This is a genomic window from Pseudonocardia sp. Ae717_Ps2, assembly GCF_001932475.1.
Lineage (GTDB): Bacteria > Actinomycetota > Actinomycetes > Mycobacteriales > Pseudonocardiaceae > Pseudonocardia.
Genome location: NZ_MCIS01000001.1, coordinates 811,949 through 830,914, shown reverse-complemented (window position 1 = coordinate 830,914; position 18,966 = coordinate 811,949). Strand labels below are relative to the sequence as shown.

Below are 18,966 nucleotides of genomic sequence, written 5' to 3'. Positions count from 1 at the left end.
ATCCGTCCCCGGGAGCATCATGTCCGTGCACGAGCAGGACTGGTGGCGCAACGCCGTCGTCTACCAGGTCTACATCCGCAGCTTCGCCGACGGGAACGGCGACGGGACCGGTGACCTCACCGGCCTGCGCAGCAGGCTCGACCATCTCGACCGGCTCGGCGTCGACGCGATCTGGATCAACCCCTGGTACCCGTCTCCGCTGGCCGACGGCGGCTACGACGTGGCCGACTACCGCGCGATCAACCCGATGTTCGGCGACACCGCGCAGGCCGAGGCCCTGATCGCCGAGGCGCACGAGCGCGGCATCAAGGTGCTGCTCGACATCGTCCCGAACCACCACTCCGACGAGCACGTGTGGTTCCGGCAGGCGCTGGCCGCCGGCCCCGGCTCGCCGGAGCGCGAGCGCTACATCTTCCGCGACGGCCGCGGCACCGACGGCGCGCTGCCGCCGAACAACTGGCAGTCGATGTTCGGCGGGTCCGCGTGGGAGCGGGTCGTCTCCCCCGACGGGCCCCCGGAGCAGTGGTACCTGCACCTGTTCGACATCCGGCAGCCGGACGTGAACTGGGAGCACCCGGAGATCCGCGCCGATTTCGAGGAGACACTGCGCTTCTGGTTCGACCGGGGTGTGGACGGGTTCCGCGTCGACGTCGCGAACTCGATGGTGAAGGAACCCGGGCTGCCCGACATCGTCGAGGGCGTCAACGACGTCCAGGACGGCAGCCACCCCTACCTCGACCGCGACGGCGTGCACGACATCTTCCGGTCGTGGCGCCGGATCGGCGACACCTACGACCCGCCGCGGGTGTTCGTCGCCGAGGCCTGGGTGCCGGACCCGCAGCGGCTGGCCCGCTACCTGCGCCCGGACGAGCTGCAGACCGCGTTCAGCTTCAACTTCCTCACCGCCGCCTGGCTGGCCGACGACCTGCGCGCCAACATCGACGACGCGATCGCCGAGAACACCCGGGTCGGCGCACCGGCGACCTGGGTGCTGTCCAACCACGACGTCTGCCGGCACCCCAGCCGGCTGGCCCGCAAGCCCGAGGCCGGACGCGGCTGGAACCTCGACGACGTGATCGCCCTGCCCGCCGACCCGGAGCTCGGGCTGCGCCGGGCCCGGGCGGCGACGCTGCTGATGCTCGCGCTGCCCGGCACCGCGTACCTCTACCAGGGCGAGGAGTTCGGGCTGCCGGAGGTCGAGGACATCCCGACCGACCGGCTCGACGACCCGACCTGGGAGCTGTCCGGGCACACCCTGCGCGGACGCGACGGCTGCCGCGTCCCGCTGCCGTGGGTCGCGGACGCGCCGGGCTTCGGCTTCGGCCCGTCCGGCGAACCGTGGCTGCCCCAGCCCGCGGTCTTCGCCCGGCACGCCGCGGACGCCCAGGAGGCCGACCCGGACTCGGTGCTGCACCTCTACCGCGACGCGCTGGCCATCCGCCGCGCCCACCCCGCGCTCGGCGGCGGCACCCTGGCCTGGCAGGAGTCGCCGGAGGGCACGCTGGCCCTGACCCGTACCTCCGACGCCGGCGACGGCGGCTTCACCTGCCTGGTGAACGTCTCCTCCGCGCCGGTGTCACTGCCCGAGGACGCCGAGGTGATGCTGGCCAGCGGCCCGCTCACCGCGCGCGGCGAGGTCCCCTCCGACACCGCGGTGTGGCTGCGCCACTGAGCTGCGGCACTGAGCTGCGTCACTGACCGTCCACACCACGACGGCCGGGCCGGGCGGGTGCCCGGCCCGGCCGTCGGCGGCTCAGGCCACGATGGGCAGCCCGGCGAACCAGACCTCGCGCAGCGTGCGCTCGGTCCAGCGCCAGACCCGCCGCGCGACGACCGGGTCGAGCGCGTGGGCGGCGACCCCGCCCGCCACTCCCGGCCCGACCGGTCCCGCCTCCGCGAGCCCGGCGAAGTAGCGCCCGCTGATCCCCCCGACCAGCGGTGACGCCGCGGCCAGTACGACCGTCGCGGCCCCCTGCTCGGGGTCGACCCCCACCGGGCCGGGGTCGGCGGCATTCACCGCGATCCCGTCGCCCGACCAGCGACGCGCGGCCTCGACCGCGTGCAGCAGCGCTGCACTCCGGGACCGGGCGTGGGCGAGGTGGGCGTCGTAGCGCTGGTCGGAGAAGTGCGGGTCCTCCGGGTCGAACGCCGCGTCCCGGTGGGCGGCGGAGGTCACGGTGACCACCCGGGCGCCGTCGACCGCGGTGAGCGCCCAGTGCAGCCCCGAGGTGAGCGACGCCGGCCCGAGGTGGTTGACGGCCAGGTGCAGCTCCCAGTCGTCGACGGTGCGGGTCAGCGGGGCACCGGCGACGGCGGCGGCGTGCACGAGCATGTGCAGCGGGCCGTCCCACAGCCGCACGAAGCGGGCGACCGAGCGCTGGTCGGACAGGTCGAGCTCGCCGACGGCGACGCGCTCGTTGCCGGTGTCGGCGACGATGCCGTCGCGGGCGACGGCCCCGGCCTCGGCGTCGCGCACGGCGAGGGTGACCTCGGCCCCGGCGGCGGCCAGTGCGCGGGCGGTGGCGAGGCCGACCCCGGTGGTGGCACCGGTGACGACGGCGCGCCGCCCGGTGAGGTCGACGCCGGCGAGGACGTCGGCGGCGGTGGCCGCGGCCGGTGCGACCGGGAGGACGGCGGCCGCCGTCGAGGTGGTCGAGGTGATGGTGGAGACGGGACGGGATCGGTCGGTCGTGGAGCGGAACAGCATGGCGTGATCCCTTCTGAGCACCGGGTACGCGGTCGGTGACGTCGTCGTTGCGTCGCCGTGTCCCCGGGGACAAGTAAGCGGAGGATCCTCCGCATGACTCGGGACTCTATCCGGAGCATCCTCCGGATCGCAAGACGTATCGTGGGATCGTCAGTCCACCCGAGGAGGCACCGTCATGGGCACCAGCACACGTTCCGGCCTGCGCGCGGACGCCGCGCGCAACCGTGAGCTGCTGCTGGCCGCGGCCGTGCGCGCGTTCACCGCGGAGAGCCGCGGCGGCCCCGCCACGACCCTCGACGGCATCGCGAAGGACGCCGGCGTCGGCATCGGCACGCTCTACCGGCACTTCCCGAACCGGGACTCCCTGGTCGAGGCGGTCTACCGCAACGAGCTCGACCGGCTCTGCGCCGCGGCCGAACAGCTGCGCACCGAGCTGCCCGCGGACCAGGCACTACGGGCCTGGATGGACCGCTTCGTCGACTACGTGATCACCAAGAAGCATCTCGCGGACTCGCTGCACGCCCTCGTCGCCTGCGGGCACAACCCGTTCGCCCAGAGTCGCGAGCGGATGGTCGAGGCCGTCCGCCTGCTCCAGCAGGCCGGCGTCGCCGACGGCACCCTGCGCGACGACGTCGACGCCGCGGACGTGCTCGTCGGCACCAGCGGGATCTGCATGGCCGTCGCCGACCCACAGGCTCGCGAGCAGGCCGGACGGCTGCTGGACCTGCTCGTCGACGGCCTGCGTCCGCGCTGAGCCCCGGCCCGGGCACCCGGGGTGATCGTCCGGACACGTAGGATCCGTCCCGGACGAGGGCACCGGCCCGGACGAGCACGGAGGCATCATGGGCGAGCCGTTGCGCCGCGGAACGGACCGCGGGGAACACCGCCGCCCGGCCGTCGCGACCGCTCCGCCGGCCGACCTGGTCGCCGCCCCCGGCTACGGCGCGCGCCGCATGTACCAGGCGTACCTCGCCGCCTGGAGCCGCCACGTCGACCCGGTGCTGACCGGCCCGCAGTTCGCGGTGCTGTCGGCGATCCGCGCCTACCCGGAGTCCGACCAGAGCTCACTGGCCGGCGCCGTCGCCCTGGACACCTCCACGATGGCCGACGTCTGCCGCCGGATGGAGCGCCGAGGACTCATCGAGCGCACCGAGTCCCCCCGCGACGCCCGGCGCAAGATCCTCTCCCTCACCGACGACGGCACAGCTGCCCTCGCCGAGGTCACCCGCCGTACGCGGCGCCTGGACGCGGAGCTGCTGGCCGCGGTCCCGCAGGACCGGCGCTCGGAGATCGCCGGCCTGCTCAACACCCTCGGTGCCCACTGGGAGGCGGTCGCGGAGCGGACGTCGCTGCCCGGCGACGACTGAACCCGCCCGCCCCGTTACGTCCCGGTTTCCCTTCCGGGTCGTTCCCGCGAGAACCTTGCGTATCCGGATAGTACGTGCTCGGATTACTTCTCGTGCGGGCCACGTCACAGGTCCGCCGGATGCGAGGAGGTAGTCGTGGCACCCAGCCAGTCCCTGGAGATCACGGTCACGGGCGGCGGCCTCGGCGGGCTGACCGCCGCACTGGCCCTGCGCCGCCAGGGCTTCCGGGCCACCGTGCTCGAGGCCGCGCCGCAGCTCGGCGAGGTCGGCGCCGGGATCCAGACCGCCCCCAACGCCAGCCGCATCCTGTTCGGCCTGGGGCTGCGCCGGTCGCTGGAGCGGATCCACACCGCCCCGCAGGACCAGGTGCGGCGGCGCTGGGCCGACGGCTCGATCATCGCCCAGCTCCCGCTCGGGCAGCAGGTCGTCGAGGCCTACGGTGCGCCGTACTGGCACTACCACCGCGCCGACCTGCACCGCGTCCTGCTCGATGCCTGCCTCGACCCGGACGGCCCCGGCCCCGCCGTGACCGTGCACACCGACGCGAAGGTCGTCGAGCTCGACCGCAGCGACCCGGACCGCCCGGTGGCGGTCACCGCGCGCGGGCTGCGCGTCGCGGGCGACGTGCTGGTCGGCGCCGACGGCATCCGGTCCGGGGTGCGCGACCTCGCCGGGTTCGACGACACCCTCGCCTTCTCCGGCGAGATGGCCTACCGCGCCCTGATCCCCGGCGAGCTGATCGCCGCGGACCCGGCGACCCGGTTCCTGCTCGACCGCTACCACTCCACGATCTGGTACGGCCCCGGCAAGCACCTGGTGCACTACATGATCCGCCGCGGCGAGTACCTCAACGTCGTCGCGATCGTGCCCTGCACCGAGCAGGTCGAGCGCGACTGGAGCGCCCCCGCCACCGCCGAGGACCTCGTCGCCGACTTCGCCGACTGGGACGACCGCGTCCCGGCGATGCTGTCCAAGGCCAAGGACGACGTCTCGGTGTGGGCGCTGTACCGGCGCCGCCGCGACCCGGTCTGGCTCGACGGCCGGGTCGTCCTCCTCGGCGACGCCTGCCACGCGATGCTCCCCTACCAGGCCCAGGGCGCCTCGCAGGCGATGGAGGACGCCGCCGTGCTGGCCGAGGAGCTCGGCGCGGCCGGCCGCGGCGGGATCGACACCGCGCTCGCGCGGTACGTGCAGCGCCGCGCCAAGCACGCGGGCGTCGTCCAGGACGCCTCGCTGCAGAACATGGACTTCTACCACCTGCCCGACGGCCCCGAGCAGCGCGAACGCGACGAGAAGCTGCGCCGCTTCCAGGGCGAGTCCGACGTGTCCTACGACTGGCTGTGGCGGGGTTCCCCGTTGAACGATCCGGACGACGAGTCCGTCACCTACCCCTTCGCCCGATAGAGGAGCACCGACATGCGTACCGGAGACCAGGTCGTCCAGGACCTGCCCTGGCGCTGGGGCGTCCAGGGGAAGATCTTCCTCATCGGCGGCCTCGGCTACATGTTCGACGCCTGGGACGTCGCCCTCAACGGCTTCCTCACCCCACTGCTCGGCGTCGAGTTCGACCTCTCGACCGGCCAGCGCGGCCTCGTCGCGACGGCCAACCTCATCGGCATGGCCGTCGGCGCCGTCGCGTTCGGCACCATCGCCGACCGGATGGGCCGCAAGCGGGTCTTCAGCATCACGCTGCTGATCTTCGCCCTGTTCTCCGTACTGGGCGCCTTCTCCCCCAGCTGGGAGGTCTTCCTGGCGCTGCGCTTCCTGGCCGGCATCGGGCTCGGCGGCTGCATCCCCGTCGACTACGCGATCGTCAGTGAGTTCTCACCCCGGCGCTACCGGGGCAAGGTGCTCGCCGCGATGGACGGCTGGTGGCCGATCGGCGCCACCCTCGCCGGGCTGTCGGCGACCCTGCTGGTGCCCGTCGAGGGCAACTGGCGCTGGATGCTCGCGCTGATGGTGCTGCCCGCGCTGCTGCTGGTCTGGGTCCGCCGCGGCGTCCCGGAGTCCCCGCTCTACCTGGCCCGGACCGGCCGCGAGGCCGAGGCCCGCGCCGTCATCGACGACATGGTCCGCCGCACCGGCGCCCCCGTCGAGCAGTACACGATCACCGCCGCCGCGCCGGAGCCGACCACCTCGCGCCGCCGCGGTCTCGGCGCGCTGGCCGAGCAGCTGCGCATGGTGTGGTCGTTCAACCCGCGCATCACCGGCGTCGCCTGGTCGCTGTTCATCACCGTCATGGTCGTCTACTACGCCGCGCTGTCCTGGATGCCGTCGATCCTGCGGGCCCAGGGCATGGGCGAGGTGGCCGCGTTCGCCTCCACCACGGTCATGAACGCGGTCGGCATCCTCGGGGTCATCACCTCGGTGCTGCTGGTCGAGGTCGTCGGCCGCAAGTGGGTCATCGGCGTCGCGGGACCGTGCGCCGCACTGTCGCTGGTCGTGTTCTCGCTGGTCATGGGCTCGTCCACGGCGGCGGTCGCGATGATCGCGGTGTTCGGGTTCTTCGCCCTGGTCGTCATCCCGGTCATGTACGCCTACGTCTCCGAGCTCTACCCCACCGAGCTGCGGGCCTCGGGCTTCGGCTGGGCGTCGTCGTCGAGCCGGGCGGTGACCGGCTTCGTCCCGCTGATCTTCGGCAGCCTGCTGTGGCCGGTGCTGGGCCTGCCGCTGACCTTCACGCTGATGGCGCTGCTGGTGCTGGCCGCGGTGACGTTCATGGCGCTCGGCGCCCCCGAGACCCGGGGCCGCGAGCTGGACCGCATCACCGGCGACGAGCAGACCCTCGACGCGCCGGCCGTGGAGCGGGTGGAGAAGGCGTGAAGCCCGCCGCGTTCACCTACCACCGGGCGTCGTCGGTGCGCGGGGCGGTCGACCTGCTGACCGAGCTGGCCGACGACGAGCCCAAGCTGCTCGCCGGCGGGCAGAGCCTGGTCGCGATGATGAACTACCGGATGGCCCGCCCCGGGCACCTGATCGACCTCACGCACGTGCCGGGCCTGGCCGGCATCCGCCGCACCGGCGGTGCACTCCGGATCGGCGCACTCACCACGCACCGGGCCGTCGAGCGGGCCGACCTCGGGCCGGACTTCGCGGTCCTGTCGGCCGCGATGCGCTGGGTCGGGCACCTGCCGATCCGCACCCGCGGCACCGTCGGGGGGTCGATCGCGCACGGCGACGCCACCGCCGAGTGGTGTCTGCTGGCCGTGCTCCTCGACGCCGTGGTCGTCGCCGAGGGGCCGGGCGGGCGCCGCGAGATCCGGGCGCGGGAGTTCTTCCTCGGCCCGTTCACCACCGCCCTGGCCCCCGACGAGGTGATCGTCGAGGTCGTGTTCCCCCGGCCCGCGCCGCGGGCGGCGCTCACCGAGTACGCCGACCGGCGTGGCGACTTCGCCGTCGTCGCGGCGGGGGTGGACCTGGACACCGAGGAGGTCGTGCTCGGTGGGGTCGGCGCCGTCCCGGTGCTGGTCGGCCCGGCAGGGACGCCGTCGGAGGTCGCCGACGGGCTGGAGCTGCGCGACGAGGCCGGGATCCCCGCGGCGTACCGCCGCGGCCTGGTCCGCACCCTCGTCGCCCGGGCACGGGAGGAGGCCGCCGGTGGCTGAGCCCGGATTCCGCCGCGACGGCAGCTGGGTCGGCGCGTCCGTCCCGCGCCGGGAGGACCCGCGGCTGCTCACCGGCCGCGGCCGGTTCGTCGACGACATCACGCTGCCCCGGATGCTGCACGCCGCGTTCGTGCGCAGCACCGAGGCACACGCCAGGGTGGTCGACGTCGACCTGTCCGAGGTCCGTGCGGTCCCCGGCGTCGTCGCCGCGTTCGCCGCCGCCGACCTCGCCCTGCGCGACATCACCGCGTTGCTCGACCGGCCGATCGAGGAGTTCGTCCCGACCTCGATGCCGGTGCTGGCCGGGGAGAAGGTCCGCTACGTCGGCGAACCGCTCGCGATCGTGCTCGCCACCGACCCCTACGCCGCCGAGGACGGGGTGGAGGCCGCCGTCGTCGAGCTCGACCCGCTCGACCCGGTGGTCACCGAGGCCGCCGCGCTGGCCGCGGCCGGCCCGCCGGTGCACGACGAGGCCCCCGGCAACGTGCTCGTGGACGTGTCGCTGTTCGCGACCGAGGGCATCGACGACGTGTTCGCCGACGCGCACACGGTCGTCTCGGTCGAGGCACGGACCGGTCGGCAGAACGCGCTCCCGCTGGAGACCCGCGGCGTCGTCGCCGACTGGGACGACCGCGACGAGCAGCTGGTCGTGCGCACCTGCACCCAGGTCCCGCACCAGGTCCGCACGGTCCTGGCCCGCTGTGCCGGGCTCGACGAGAGACAGGTCCGGGTCCTGGTGCCGGACATGGGCGGCGGGTTCGGGCAGAAGTGCGTCGTCGGCCGGGAGGAGATCGCCGCCGCGGCCGCCGCGAAGCGGCTCCGCCGTCCGGTGAAGTGGATCGAGGACCGGCGCGAGGCGCTGACCGCGAGCTTCCTGGCCCGCGAGCAGCACTACACCGCCCGCGCCGCGTTCACCGCCGACGGGGAGATCCTCGCCCTGGAGTCCGACGTCGTCTGCGACATGGGCGCCTACTCCTGCTACCCGTTCACCGCGGGCATCGAGCCGCTGATGGCCTCGGCGGAGATGCCCGGCGTCTACCGGGTGCCGGCCTACCGGGTGCGCGGCCGCGCGGTCACCACGAACAAAGCGCCGACCGCGCCGTACCGCGGGGTGTCCCGGCCGCAGTACGTGATGGTGATGGAGCGGCTGATGGAGCGCGCCGCCCGCGAGCTCGGGCTCGACGCCCTGGAGGTCCGCCGCCGCAACCTGATCACCGAGTTCCCCTACCGCGGGGTCAACGCGATCACCTACGACCCGGGGTCCTACCGGGAGTCGCTGGACCTGTGCGAGCAGGTGCTGCGCGACGAGGGCTGGCCCGGGCGCACCCTGTCCGACGGCCGGGTCCTCGGCATCGGCTACTCCTGCTTCTCCGAGCGCACCGGCTACGGCTCCGGCGCGTTCGCGGCGCGGAAGATGCAGGTCGTCCCCGGGTTCGACCTGTCCCAGATCACGATGGACCTGGACGGCACGGTCACCGTCACCACCGGCACGCTCTCGCACGGCCAGAGCCACGAGACGACCTTCGCCCAGATCGTCGCCGACCGGCTCGGCCTGCCCTACGACAAGGTCACGATCGTCCAGGGCGACACCGACCGGATCACCTACGGCTGGGGCTCGTTCGCGTCCCGCTCGGTGACGATCGGCGGGTCCGCGGCGGCCGCGGCGGCGGTGAAGCTGGGCGACCAGCTCCGTGCGCTGGCCGCGCACCTCGCCGGGAGCGACGTCGACTCCGCCGAGCTCGACGGCCGCGGCGGCGTCCGCGCCGGGGACCGCACGTTCTCCTACGCCGAGCTGGCCGACGTCGCCTACCTGCGCGCGCACCTGCTTCCCAAGGAGGTCGGGCCGGGCCTGACCGCGACGGCGAGCTTCGACGTCGGCGGCGACGGCACGTTCTCCAACGCCACGCACGGCTGCGTCGTCGCGCTGGACCCGGGCACCGGCGGCGTGGAGATCCTGCGCTACGTCTGCGTCGAGGACTGCGGCGTCGCCATCCACCCGCGCGTGGTCGAGGGGCAGGCCCGCGGCGGCATCGCCCAGGGCATCGCCGGGGCGCTGTTCGAGCAGGTCGTCTACGACGAGCTCGGCCAGCCGCTCGCGCCGAGCTTCATGGAGTACAAGGTCCCGACCGCCGCCGAGATCCCCGACGTGCGCATCGAGCACCTCGAGACACCGTGCGCGTTCACCGCCGACGGCGCGAAGGGCGCAGGCGAGGGCGGCACGATCGGCGCCCCCGCGGCCGTGCTCAACGCCGTCAACGACGCGCTGCGCACGACCGGCGTCGAGCTGGACTCCACCCCGATCCCCCGCGCCGCCCTCTTCGCGGCCCTGAACCAGGAGGCATCGTGACCGACGTCCAGCTGGTCGAGCTGACCGTCAACGGCGAGCGTCACGAGCTGGCGATCCCGCCGCGCCGCACGCTGGCCGACGTGCTCCGCCACGACCTGGGGCTGACCGGCACCCACGTCGGCTGCGAGCACGGGATCTGCGGGGCGTGCACCGTGCTCGTCGACGACGCGCCCGCCCGCGCCTGCCTGCTGTTCGCCGTGCAGGTGGAGAACGCAGCGATCCGCACCGTCGAGTCGCTGTCCGGGCCCGACGGCGGGCTGTCGGACCTGCAGCAGTGCTTCGGCGAGCACCACGGTCTGCAGTGCGGCTTCTGCACCCCCGGGTTCCTGATGCTGGCCGAGGGCTACCTCGCCGAGTCCCCCGACGCGGATCGCGAGGAGATCCGCGAGGTCGTGGCGTCGAACCTGTGCCGGTGCACCGGCTACCAGACCATCGTCGACGCCGTGGAGGACTGCGCGGGCCGGCGCCGCGCCGCGCTGCAGTCCGCACTGGACTCCGCACCCCGTTCCGCCCCGCAGTCCGCCCCGCAGTCCGCACTGGACGGAGCATCCGCATGAGCCCGCACGCCACCGGTCCGCACGGGGCCGGCACCGACGCGACCTATGCGACCGCCGGGTTCGGCGCGGCCGCGCGGCGCGGGACCCGGCCCGCGGTCGTCGTCGTGGACCTGACGGTCGGGTTCACCGACCCCGCGCTGCCCACCGGCAGCGAGCTGTCCGAGGTCGTCGCGGCGACGTCGACCCTGGTCGGGGCGGCCCGCACCCTCGACGCCCCGGTGGTGTGGACGACGATCGCCTACACCCCCGCCGAGCTCGACACCCTGCCCTGGCTGGTGAAGGCGCCCGGCATGCGCTCGCTCGTCGAGGGTTCGGCCGCCGTCGGCTTCGACCCTCGGCTCGACGTCCGCGGCACCGACCACACCCTGACCAAGAAGGGTGCCTCGGCGTTCTTCGACACCGGGCTCGCGACCCTGCTGCAGTCCTCCGGTGTGGACACCGTGCTGGTGTGCGGGGCCACCACCTCGGGCTGTGTCCGCGCGACCGCCGTCGACGCCGTCCAGTCCGGGTTCGGCGTACTGGTGCCGCGTGAGTGCGTCGGCGACCGCGCGGCCGGGCCGCACGAGGCGAACCTGTTCGACATCCACGCCAAGTACGGCGACGTGATCGGTCTCGACGACGCGCTCGCCTACCTGAAGGGACTCCTGTGACCGTCACGTCCACCCGCCTCCGGCAGGTCCGCCAGGACGCGCTCGCCGACCTCGCCGACGTCCCCGCCGTGTCCCGCTGGGTGCGGCACGGCGACCTGGCGCTGCACGCCCTGGACTACGGCGGCGACGGCGTCGCCGTCCTGGTCCTGCCCGGCATCACCAGCCCCGCGGTGACGATGGACTTCGTCGCCCGCGAGCTCGTCGACCTGTGCCGCCCGGTGGTGCTCGACGTCCGCGGTCGCGGGCTGTCCGACACCGGCGGCTCCTGGACCCTCGACGACTACGCCGGCGACGCCGTGGCCGTGCTCGACGCGCTGGACCTGGGCCCCGACACGGTGCTGTTCGGGCACTCGATGGGCGCCCGGATCGCCGCCGTCGCCGCCACGCGACGGCTGGTCGGCGGCGCCGTGCTCGTCGACCCGCCGCTGTCGGGACCCGGCCGCGCGCCGTACCCGACGACGCTGGAGGCGTTCCTGGGCCAGCTGCACGAGGCACAGCACGGCACCGACGCCGACGGGGTCGCGCGGTCCTGGCCTCGCTGGCCCCGCCGCGAGCAGGAGCTGCGCGCACGCTGGCTGTCCTCCTGCGACGAGGCCGCGATCGCCGCGACGCACGCCGGGTTCGAGTCCGAGGACTTCTTCGACGTCTGGCCGAGCGTCCCGGCGCCGGTGACCCTGCTGTACGGCGCGGACTCCCCCGTCGTGCCCGCGTCCGGGGTCGCCGAGCTCGCCGCCGCCCGGCCGGGCTCCCGGCTCGTCGCCGTCCCGGACGCCGGGCACATGGTGTTCTGGGACAACCCGGCCGAGGCGCTGGAGCTGCTGCGCACGACGCTCACCGGGCTCCTCCGGGGCTGACCCCGCCCCGCCCTACGCCGCCCCGGCTCCCGGGGCGATCGGCGCGGGCCTACCGTCTCGGTGTGCAACCGTGCCCGCGCCCGATCACGTCCCTGCTGCGGGCGGCCGTCCTGCTGGTGGCCGCCCTGCTCCTGGCAGGCTGCTCCGCCGACCGTCCCGCCGCCTCGTCGGCGCAGGACACCGAGCCCTGGCCGGGACAGACCGCCTCGGAGCGGGTCGGCGCCCCCGGGCTGGAGGCGCTGCGGACCAAGTTCCGCTTCTACGCCCAGGACCCCTGCTGGACGGGCGACGCGGCGAAGGTCTTCCCGCGCTGCGGCCGGTTCACCACCGAGATCCGCAACGTGCTGCCCCAGGTCCGCCACGACGCACCCGCCGCGGCCACGCAGGCCGACCTCGTCGGGAAGGCGCTGGACGACTTCGCCGCGAAGGGCTGCCAGGCCGACCCGGGAACCCTCGCCGAGGGCGAGGCCACCGTCTGCGGCCCGGCGTTCCGCGCGGTCCAGGAGACCGTCCAGGGCATGGCGACGGCGGCGGGCGCCGGAACCTGAGGGCCCTGCGCCGTCCATGATCGCCAGGAGTGGAGTCCGGAGCGCAGTCCGCCCACCTCCACGCTCCACTCCTGGCGATCATGGAACGGCGACGCGCACCCCGGCCGGCCCCGGCGCGTCGACCGGCGAGCCCGCGGCGGGAGCGGCCCCGCCATCCCGCGGCGACGGAGCACACCGCCGTCCCGCGGCGACGGCGCACACCCTCACCCCGCGGCAGCCCCGGTGAGGAACGCGTCCAGCTCCGCCCGGGTCGGCGCCGTGGCCGGCCCGTGCCGGGTGACCGCGAGTGCCGCGGCCGCACCGGCCCGGGCGACCGCCTCGGACCACGCGGTGCCGCGCAGCAGCTCCGCGGCCAGGACACCGCAGTGCGCGTCCCCGGCGCCGTTGGTGTCGACGGCGTCCACCACCGGCGCCGGGACGGCCTCCACCGCCCCGTCGCGGACGACCACGCAGCCCGCGGCTCCGTCGCGGACGACCACGGCCGCGTCGTCGCGCAGTTGCCGTGCCAGCGCCTCGGCGGCGCGCGCCGCGGTCGGCTCCCCGGTCAGCAGCCGCGCCTCCCGCGCGTTGGTGCTGAGCACCCCGGTCGCGGCGAGCATCCGCTCCCACAGCGTGTCCGGCACGTCCGTGACCAGCGGCCCCGGATCGAGCAGGACCGTCGCCGACGACTCCTCGGCCGCGGCGAGCAGCGCCCCGGCCTTGTCCGGGACGAGCAGGCTGTAGCCGGACACGTAGAGCACGTCGTCGGCGGTGGTCGCGGGGAGCCCGGCGGGGAGCGCGGTCTCGACACCGCTGCCGGTGACGAAGGTCCGCTCCCCGGACGGGTCGACCAGGGTCACGCAGATCCCGGTGTCGCCACCGAGGTCGGGCGGCGCGGTCACCGTGACACCCTCCGCGGCCAGCGCGGTCCGCACCAGGTCACCGTGCGGACCGGTGCCGTGCCCGCCGGCGTAGAGGACCTCGGCCCCGGCCCGGGCGGCCGCGGCGACGACGTTGAACCCGCCGCCGGGCAGCATCGTGGTGCCGGTGGCGAGCACGTCACCGCCCGGCGGAGGCAGCGCGGGAACCTGCATGACCAGGTCGACCAGGACCTGTCCGGAGTGGACGAGCTGGCCGGTCACCGCTGCTCCCGGGCCCCGCCCAGCGCGGCGTACACCCCGGCCGCGACGACGAAGGTGATCACCCAGGCCAGCCCGTTCTCGCCGAACCAGGTGCCGGCGAGCGGCCCGGTGAACCACGGCTCCGACGACGGCCCGACGGTGGCGAACAGGTAGCCGACGACGATCGCCAGCGCCCAGGCCGCCGTCGCCCGCGGCTCGATCCCGCCGCGGTACCAGTAGCCGCTGCTGCGCGAGGTGTCCATCAGGGCCACCGGGTCGTAGTGACGGCGACGCAGCATGTCGACGGCGAACACCCCGACCCAGGCGGTGATCGGCACGGCGAGGGCGCTGATGAAGGCAATGAACGGCGGGTAGAAGCCGTCGGCGATCAGCATGAAGTAGATCGCGCCGACGAAGGTCACGAGCACGTCGACGACGACGGCGTACACCCGCGGCAGCCGCACGCCCAGGGTCAGCGTGGTCAGCCCGGCCGAGTAGACCGACAGGTGGTTGGACAGCAGCAGCCCGCCGAACGCGGCGACCAGGTACGGGATCGCCATCCACGCGGGGAGCAGGTCGCGGATCGCGGCGACCGGGTCCTCGGCGGTGGCCAGGGTCGGGTCACCGGCGGCGAGCAGGCTGCCCAGCGAGATCAGCAGCACCAGCGGGATGCCCGCACCGGCGGCGGCCGAGGCGACCAGGGAGCCGGCCCGCACCGACGGGGACTGGTAGCGGGACATGTCGGCCGAGGCGTTGGCCCAGCCGATGCCGGTGCCCGCCGCGATCACCCCGACCGCGGCGACGACCGCACCCGACGGCGCGGGGGCGGCCGCGGCGACCGCGGCCCAGTCGACGGTGGCGACCAGGAACCCGCCGACGACGATGTTCAGCGCGCCGAACACCCAGGTCGCCCAGCGCTGCACCGCGACGAGCACCGCGTGCCCCAGCCCGGCGACGAGCACCGTGCACAGCACGAACACCGCGATGCAGACGATCGTGATCACCGGGTGGTCCTTCGCCGACGGGCTGGTGCCCGCGATGATCGTGACCAGCGACAGCAGCGCGAACGCGGCCGTGGTGGTGTTGACCGTCTCCCAGCCCAGCCGCGACAGCAGCGACACCAGGGTCGGGCCGATGTTGCCGCGGGCGCCGAACACCGCACGCGACAGCGTCAGCCCGGGGGCCCCGCCGCGCCGCCCGGCGATCGAGACGGCGCCGACGATCGCGAACGACCCGACGCTGCCGAGCACCGCGGCGATCACCGCCTGGGTGATGTTCAGCCCGGAGGCGACCAGCGTCGCGCCGAGCGGGAGACCGAGGATGGAGATGTTCGCGGCGAACCAGACCCAGAAGAGCTGCCCCGGGCGGCCGTGCCGTTCGGCGACCGGGACGGGTTCGATGCCGCGGGTCTCGAGCGTGCCGGTCCCGGCGGTGCCGGTGTCGGTCGTGCTGGTGGCCATGTCGGCCTCCTGTCAGGATGGAAGGCGGAGGCGGAGCAGCCCCTCGACCACGTCGTCGAGGGGATCGAGCAGGGCGGCGTTGACCCGGCGAACGGTGCCGACGAGGTCGGCGGGCAGTGCGGCGGCGCCGTGCACCGCTCCGAGGACCGCGCCGCAGATCGCGGCGACGGTGTCGGTGTCACCGCCCAGCGAGGCGGCGGTGACCAGCGCGGCCCGGGGCTCGTCGCCGAGGGCGGCGGCGAGCCCGAGGGCCGCGACGACGGACTCGGTCGCGGTGACCGAGGTGCCGACGACGTCGACGACGGTGTCGGCGAGCGCGGCGCGGTCGAGCCCGGGCAGGACCCGGAACGCGACGTCGAGGCGGGCGGCGACGTCGGCGCCCGCCGCCCAGCCGCCACGTCGCGCACCGGCCCGGGCGGCGTCGAGCGCGGCGTCCAGCGCGGCAGGGAGCCCCGCGCCGGACACCCCGGCCGACACCGCGGCGGCCACCGCGGCGGCGGCGGCGATCCCGGGTGCGGTGTGGTGGGTGACGACCGCGGACTCCACCACGGCGTCGAGGAGCCGCGGACCGGTGTGCGCGATGCCGACCGGCGCGACGCGCATCGCGGCGCCGTTGGTGACGCCGTCGCGGCCCGCGAGCTCCGGCGGCTCACCGTCCGCGAGCCGGGTCAGGGCCCGGCGGGTGGACGGGCCGAGCAGGTCCAGCGACCCGCGCCGGATCATGTCCTGCTCCCACGCCTCCAGGGCACCGGCGAACACCCGGGCCGGGACGTGGCCCCCGTGGTCGAGCAGGATCCGGGCGAGCAGCAGCGCCTGCTCGGTGTCGTCGGTGACGGTGCCCGCCGGGAGCTTCGGGGCGATCGGCTGGTCGTCGGCGCCGTCGAGGAGCCGGTCGACGACGCCGTAGCGCTCGGTGATCGCGGCCCGGGACAGCGACTGGGTGGGCATCCCGAGGGCGTCGCCGACGGCGAGGCCGAGCAGCGCGCCCATGGCGCGGTCGTGCGGGTCGCTCACCGCTGCTCCCCGAACGCGAGGTGGAACCGGAAGCGCTGCGGATCCAGCAGACTGACGACGTGCTCGACGAGCCCGCCGCGGGCGTCGCGGGTGACCCGGACGGCGCGCAGGAACAGCTCGCCGGGCTCGCGTTCGAGGGTGACGGCGTCGGCGGTGTCGAGCGGGGCGACCGAGATCCACTGCTCCCCCGCGACGCCGAGCAGGCCCGCCGCGGCGAGGGTGGCGGTGATCGATCCGTCGACGAGACCGGTCTCCGGGAGCCGGGCGAGGTCACCGGTGGCGGGCAGCGAGGCGGTCTCCAGCGAGACCGGGTCGGACCCGGCCCGCCGCAGCCGGCGCACGGTGACCAGCGGCCCCTCGTACCCGGTGGGACCGGGGTCGCCGCCGGCGGCGATGCCGAGCAGCTCGGTGCGGACGGCCGCGCCGGACGCGGCGAACGCCTGCGCCCAGCCGAGCCGCTGGTCCAGGGGCGACCCGTCGAAGGTGACGAACGAGCCGACACCGGTCTCGGTGGTGATGAGGTCGCGCCGCGCGAGCTCGGCCAGCGCGCTGCGGACCGTGCCGCGCGAGACGGCGTAGGTGCGGGCGAGCTGGTTCTCCCCCGGGAGCTGTTCACCGTTCGGCAACCGGCCGGAGCGGATCCGCCCGGCGAGGTCCTCGACGAGGCGCGCCCTCTTGGAGCGGCCACCCTGTTCAGACATGTACAAACATGTACAGCAGCAGGGCGTCCCCGTCCACCCCCACGTCGGCACCGGTCCCGATCTCGTGATCGCCGGGTGGGGAGTGCGGACGCCGGCCCGGCGACCCCCGCGCTCCACACCCGGCGATTACGGAGGCGGTCGGGCCGCGGACACGACGGAGACCCGCGTGCCGGTGCGGCACGCGGGTCCCGGCCCCACGGGGCTCAGCCGGCGAGCAGCGCCCCCGCCCCGGGCACCCGCGGCTCCAGCCCGAGCTCGGTGAGGATGCGGTGCGCCGTCGCGGTGGCCGCGGACAGCACCGGGATCCCCACTTCCTCCTGCACGGCCTCGATCGAGGGCAGCGACGGCATCTGCACGCACGCGCTGAGCACCAGCGCGTCGGCACCGGCCAGGTCCAGCCTGCGCCAGTGTTCGCACAGGTCGGCCGGGTCGAGCCGGGCGACGGCGAGGTTGTCGGGCACCTCCAGCGACAGCGAGTCGACGACCCGCACCCCCGCGTCCTCGATGTAGTCCACGACCGCCTTCGTCAGCGGCTCCAGGTACGGCGTGATGATCGCGACCCGGGTCGCACCCAGCGCCGCGATCCCGGACAGCAGCGCCCCCGCACTGGACACGACGGGCGCCGACGAGCCCTCGGCCCGCAGCGCGGCGGTGATGTCGTCCTCGGCGGTGCAGTGGTAGCCGGGGCCCTGCGCCATGATCGCCACCAGGCAGGCGGTCGCGACGACGTCCGGGCGGGCGTCGGCCAGCTCGGCCGCGGCCCGCCGGGCCTGGGCGTTCATCGCACGCAGCTGCTCGGGCGTCACGTGCTGCATCCGGGCCCGCGCCGCGTGGAAGACGAACCGGTCGTCGGGCAGCACGTCCTCGCGGGCGCGCAGCATCCGCGGGAGCTCGGTCTCCATCGTGAGGTTCGAGCTCGGGACGATCATCCCCACGTGGTGGTCGGTCATCGCTTCCCCACCGGGCGCATCTCCGGGACGGTCAGCTCCCCGGCGTCGACGATCAGCTCGTCGTCGAGGAACAGCGAGTTGCCGCGCATCGGGATGTCGAAGTGGCAGGCGGTGTCGTTCGGGCCGCCGAGCTCGTTGTTCGGGCCGATCGAGAACATGACGTTGCCGTAGAAGCTGCGCAGCTCCATGCCCATGCCCCCGCCGAACTGGGTCAGGCCGTGCCAGTGGGCGCGCTCGTCGAGGCCCCAGCCGACGTGGCTCATGCCGTAGCCGCGCGGGTCGTCGAAGCTCTCGATGTAGGAGCGCAGCAGGTCCGCGTCGAGCCCGGAGGAGCCCGCGCCACCGCGGATGTCGCGGATGAAGCCCTCCTCGATGGTGATCTCGACCGGGGTCTGCACGTAGGTGTTGAACGGCAGCAGCACGTCGCCGGGGGCGAGGACGATCTTCCCGTCGACGCCGTCGTCGGCACCGCCGGTGAACACGAACGCGGCCGGCCAGTGGTCCCAGCGGCCGGGGGTGTCGGTGTAGCCGTACTCGCTCATCGTCGGGTACATGCCGAGCCGGTAGGTGACGTCGGTGCCGTGCGGGCTGGTGATCCGCATGGTCGACGCCTTGGCCAGCAGCTCCGCGCCGGTCTCGACGCGCTCGCGCAGCCCGGTGGTCGGCATCAGCCGGGCCAGCAGCTCGGGCGGCTCGACGGCGGTGAGGATGCGGGTGCCCGCGTCCTGGATCGCGAACTGCTCCTTGCTGAACAGCAGGAACGTGCAGTCCACGACCATGTCCGCGGCCTTGAGCGCGTCCACGGCCAGCGGGATGTTGCCCAGGCCGGAGTCGCCGACCGCCCAGGCGCCGCCCGCGCTCGCCGGCGACGGCAGCCGCATGTGGTAGCCGGTCGCACCCAGCTTCTGGATCGCCCAGAGGAAGGCGTCGGCGTACTCGGTCCGTTCCGCGCCCCGGGTGAGGACGACGACCGTCTCCCCCTCGTGCACGCCCGACAGCGTCAGCTGCTGCAGGCAGATGTCGTTGAACAGGTTCTGGTCCATCGCGCACCTCCGTGTCTCGTCCGATTAATCCGAGCACGTACTATCCGGATACGCAATACCTTG

General features: G+C 74.4%; 18 protein-coding genes. 11 read left to right on the top strand and 7 right to left on the bottom strand.

The window, feature by feature from the left end; all coding sequences use genetic code 11:
* Positions 1–19 precede the first annotated feature (19 nt).
* On the top strand, positions 20–1,672 hold the full coding sequence (locus Ae717Ps2_RS04100) for a glycoside hydrolase family 13 protein (protein ID WP_075333051.1): 1,653 nt from the start codon (positions 20–22) through the stop codon (positions 1,670–1,672).
* A gap of 81 nt (positions 1,673–1,753) precedes the next feature.
* Here Ae717Ps2_RS04100 and Ae717Ps2_RS04095 read toward each other — a convergent pair whose 3' ends face one another.
* On the bottom strand, positions 1,754–2,707 hold the full coding sequence (locus Ae717Ps2_RS04095) for an SDR family NAD(P)-dependent oxidoreductase (RefSeq protein WP_083695618.1): 954 nt from the start codon (positions 2,705–2,707) through the stop codon (positions 1,754–1,756).
* A gap of 175 nt (positions 2,708–2,882) precedes the next feature.
* Between Ae717Ps2_RS04095 and Ae717Ps2_RS04090 the strand changes: the two genes are divergently transcribed.
* From Ae717Ps2_RS04090 to Ae717Ps2_RS04045, 10 genes are all read left to right on the top strand, one after another.
* Positions 2,883–3,461, top strand: a complete 579-nt coding sequence (locus Ae717Ps2_RS04090) for a TetR/AcrR family transcriptional regulator (RefSeq protein ID WP_075307983.1) — start codon at positions 2,883–2,885, stop codon at positions 3,459–3,461.
* Between the two features lie 88 nt (positions 3,462–3,549).
* Entirely contained in the window at positions 3,550–4,074 is a 525-nt protein-coding gene (locus Ae717Ps2_RS04085; protein ID WP_075307985.1) for a MarR family winged helix-turn-helix transcriptional regulator, read from the top strand.
* Positions 4,075–4,209: 135 nt separating this feature from the next.
* Entirely contained in the window at positions 4,210–5,478 is a 1,269-nt protein-coding gene (locus tag Ae717Ps2_RS04080) for an FAD-dependent monooxygenase (protein ID WP_075307987.1), read from the top strand.
* A gap of 12 nt (positions 5,479–5,490) precedes the next feature.
* The gene (locus tag Ae717Ps2_RS04075) at positions 5,491–6,897 is read left to right on the top strand and encodes an MFS transporter (protein WP_075307989.1); all 1,407 of its coding nucleotides are present in this window, start codon (positions 5,491–5,493) and stop codon (positions 6,895–6,897) included.
* Positions 6,894–7,679, top strand: a complete 786-nt coding sequence (locus Ae717Ps2_RS04070) for a xanthine dehydrogenase family protein subunit M (protein WP_075307991.1) — start codon at positions 6,894–6,896, stop codon at positions 7,677–7,679. Before Ae717Ps2_RS04075 ends, Ae717Ps2_RS04070 begins: the two co-directional genes overlap by 4 nt.
* Entirely contained in the window at positions 7,672–10,026 is a 2,355-nt protein-coding gene (locus Ae717Ps2_RS04065) for a xanthine dehydrogenase family protein molybdopterin-binding subunit (protein ID WP_075307992.1), read from the top strand. Before Ae717Ps2_RS04070 ends, Ae717Ps2_RS04065 begins: the two co-directional genes overlap by 8 nt.
* The gene (locus Ae717Ps2_RS04060) at positions 10,023–10,583 is read left to right on the top strand and encodes a (2Fe-2S)-binding protein (RefSeq protein WP_075333050.1); all 561 of its coding nucleotides are present in this window, start codon (positions 10,023–10,025) and stop codon (positions 10,581–10,583) included. Before Ae717Ps2_RS04065 ends, Ae717Ps2_RS04060 begins: the two co-directional genes overlap by 4 nt.
* Entirely contained in the window at positions 10,580–11,233 is a 654-nt protein-coding gene (locus Ae717Ps2_RS04055; protein ID WP_075307996.1) for an isochorismatase family protein, read from the top strand. Before Ae717Ps2_RS04060 ends, Ae717Ps2_RS04055 begins: the two co-directional genes overlap by 4 nt.
* Complete coding sequence (locus Ae717Ps2_RS04050; protein ID WP_075333049.1) at positions 11,230–12,087, top strand: alpha/beta fold hydrolase; 858 nt, start codon at positions 11,230–11,232, stop codon at positions 12,085–12,087. The genes Ae717Ps2_RS04055 and Ae717Ps2_RS04050 overlap by 4 nt, the downstream gene beginning before the upstream one ends.
* A 62-nt stretch (positions 12,088–12,149) precedes the next feature.
* Positions 12,150–12,635 (top strand): hypothetical protein, encoded by a 486-nt coding sequence (locus Ae717Ps2_RS04045; RefSeq protein WP_075308000.1) that lies wholly within the window; start codon positions 12,150–12,152, stop codon positions 12,633–12,635.
* A 203-nt stretch (positions 12,636–12,838) separates the two neighbouring features.
* Here Ae717Ps2_RS04045 and Ae717Ps2_RS04040 read toward each other — a convergent pair whose 3' ends face one another.
* The 6 genes from Ae717Ps2_RS04040 to Ae717Ps2_RS04015 all read right to left on the bottom strand — a co-directional run bounded on the left by Ae717Ps2_RS04040 (position 12,839) and on the right by Ae717Ps2_RS04015 (position 18,903).
* Positions 12,839–13,756, bottom strand: a complete 918-nt coding sequence (locus tag Ae717Ps2_RS04040; protein ID WP_075308002.1) for a PfkB family carbohydrate kinase — start codon at positions 13,754–13,756, stop codon at positions 12,839–12,841.
* On the bottom strand, positions 13,753–15,195 hold the full coding sequence (locus tag Ae717Ps2_RS04035) for a cytosine permease (protein ID WP_075308004.1): 1,443 nt from the start codon (positions 15,193–15,195) through the stop codon (positions 13,753–13,755). Before Ae717Ps2_RS04035 ends, Ae717Ps2_RS04040 begins: the two co-directional genes overlap by 4 nt.
* 12 nt (positions 15,196–15,207) lie before the next feature.
* The gene (locus Ae717Ps2_RS04030; RefSeq protein ID WP_075333048.1) at positions 15,208–16,185 is read right to left on the bottom strand and encodes an ADP-ribosylglycohydrolase family protein; all 978 of its coding nucleotides are present in this window, start codon (positions 16,183–16,185) and stop codon (positions 15,208–15,210) included.
* Positions 16,186–16,205: 20 nt separating this feature from the next.
* Positions 16,206–16,910: a GntR family transcriptional regulator gene (locus Ae717Ps2_RS04025; protein ID WP_020622692.1), complete on the bottom strand. Its 705-nt coding sequence runs from the start codon at positions 16,908–16,910 to the stop codon at positions 16,206–16,208.
* Positions 16,911–17,113: 203 nt separating this feature from the next.
* Entirely contained in the window at positions 17,114–17,860 is a 747-nt protein-coding gene (locus tag Ae717Ps2_RS04020; RefSeq protein WP_075333047.1) for an aspartate/glutamate racemase family protein, read from the bottom strand.
* Positions 17,857–18,903 carry a leucyl aminopeptidase gene (locus Ae717Ps2_RS04015; protein WP_075308008.1) on the bottom strand — a complete coding sequence of 349 codons (1,047 nt, stop codon included), beginning with the start codon at positions 18,901–18,903 and terminating at the stop codon, positions 17,857–17,859. The genes Ae717Ps2_RS04020 and Ae717Ps2_RS04015 overlap by 4 nt, the downstream gene beginning before the upstream one ends.
* Positions 18,904–18,966: the final 63 nt, after the last annotated feature.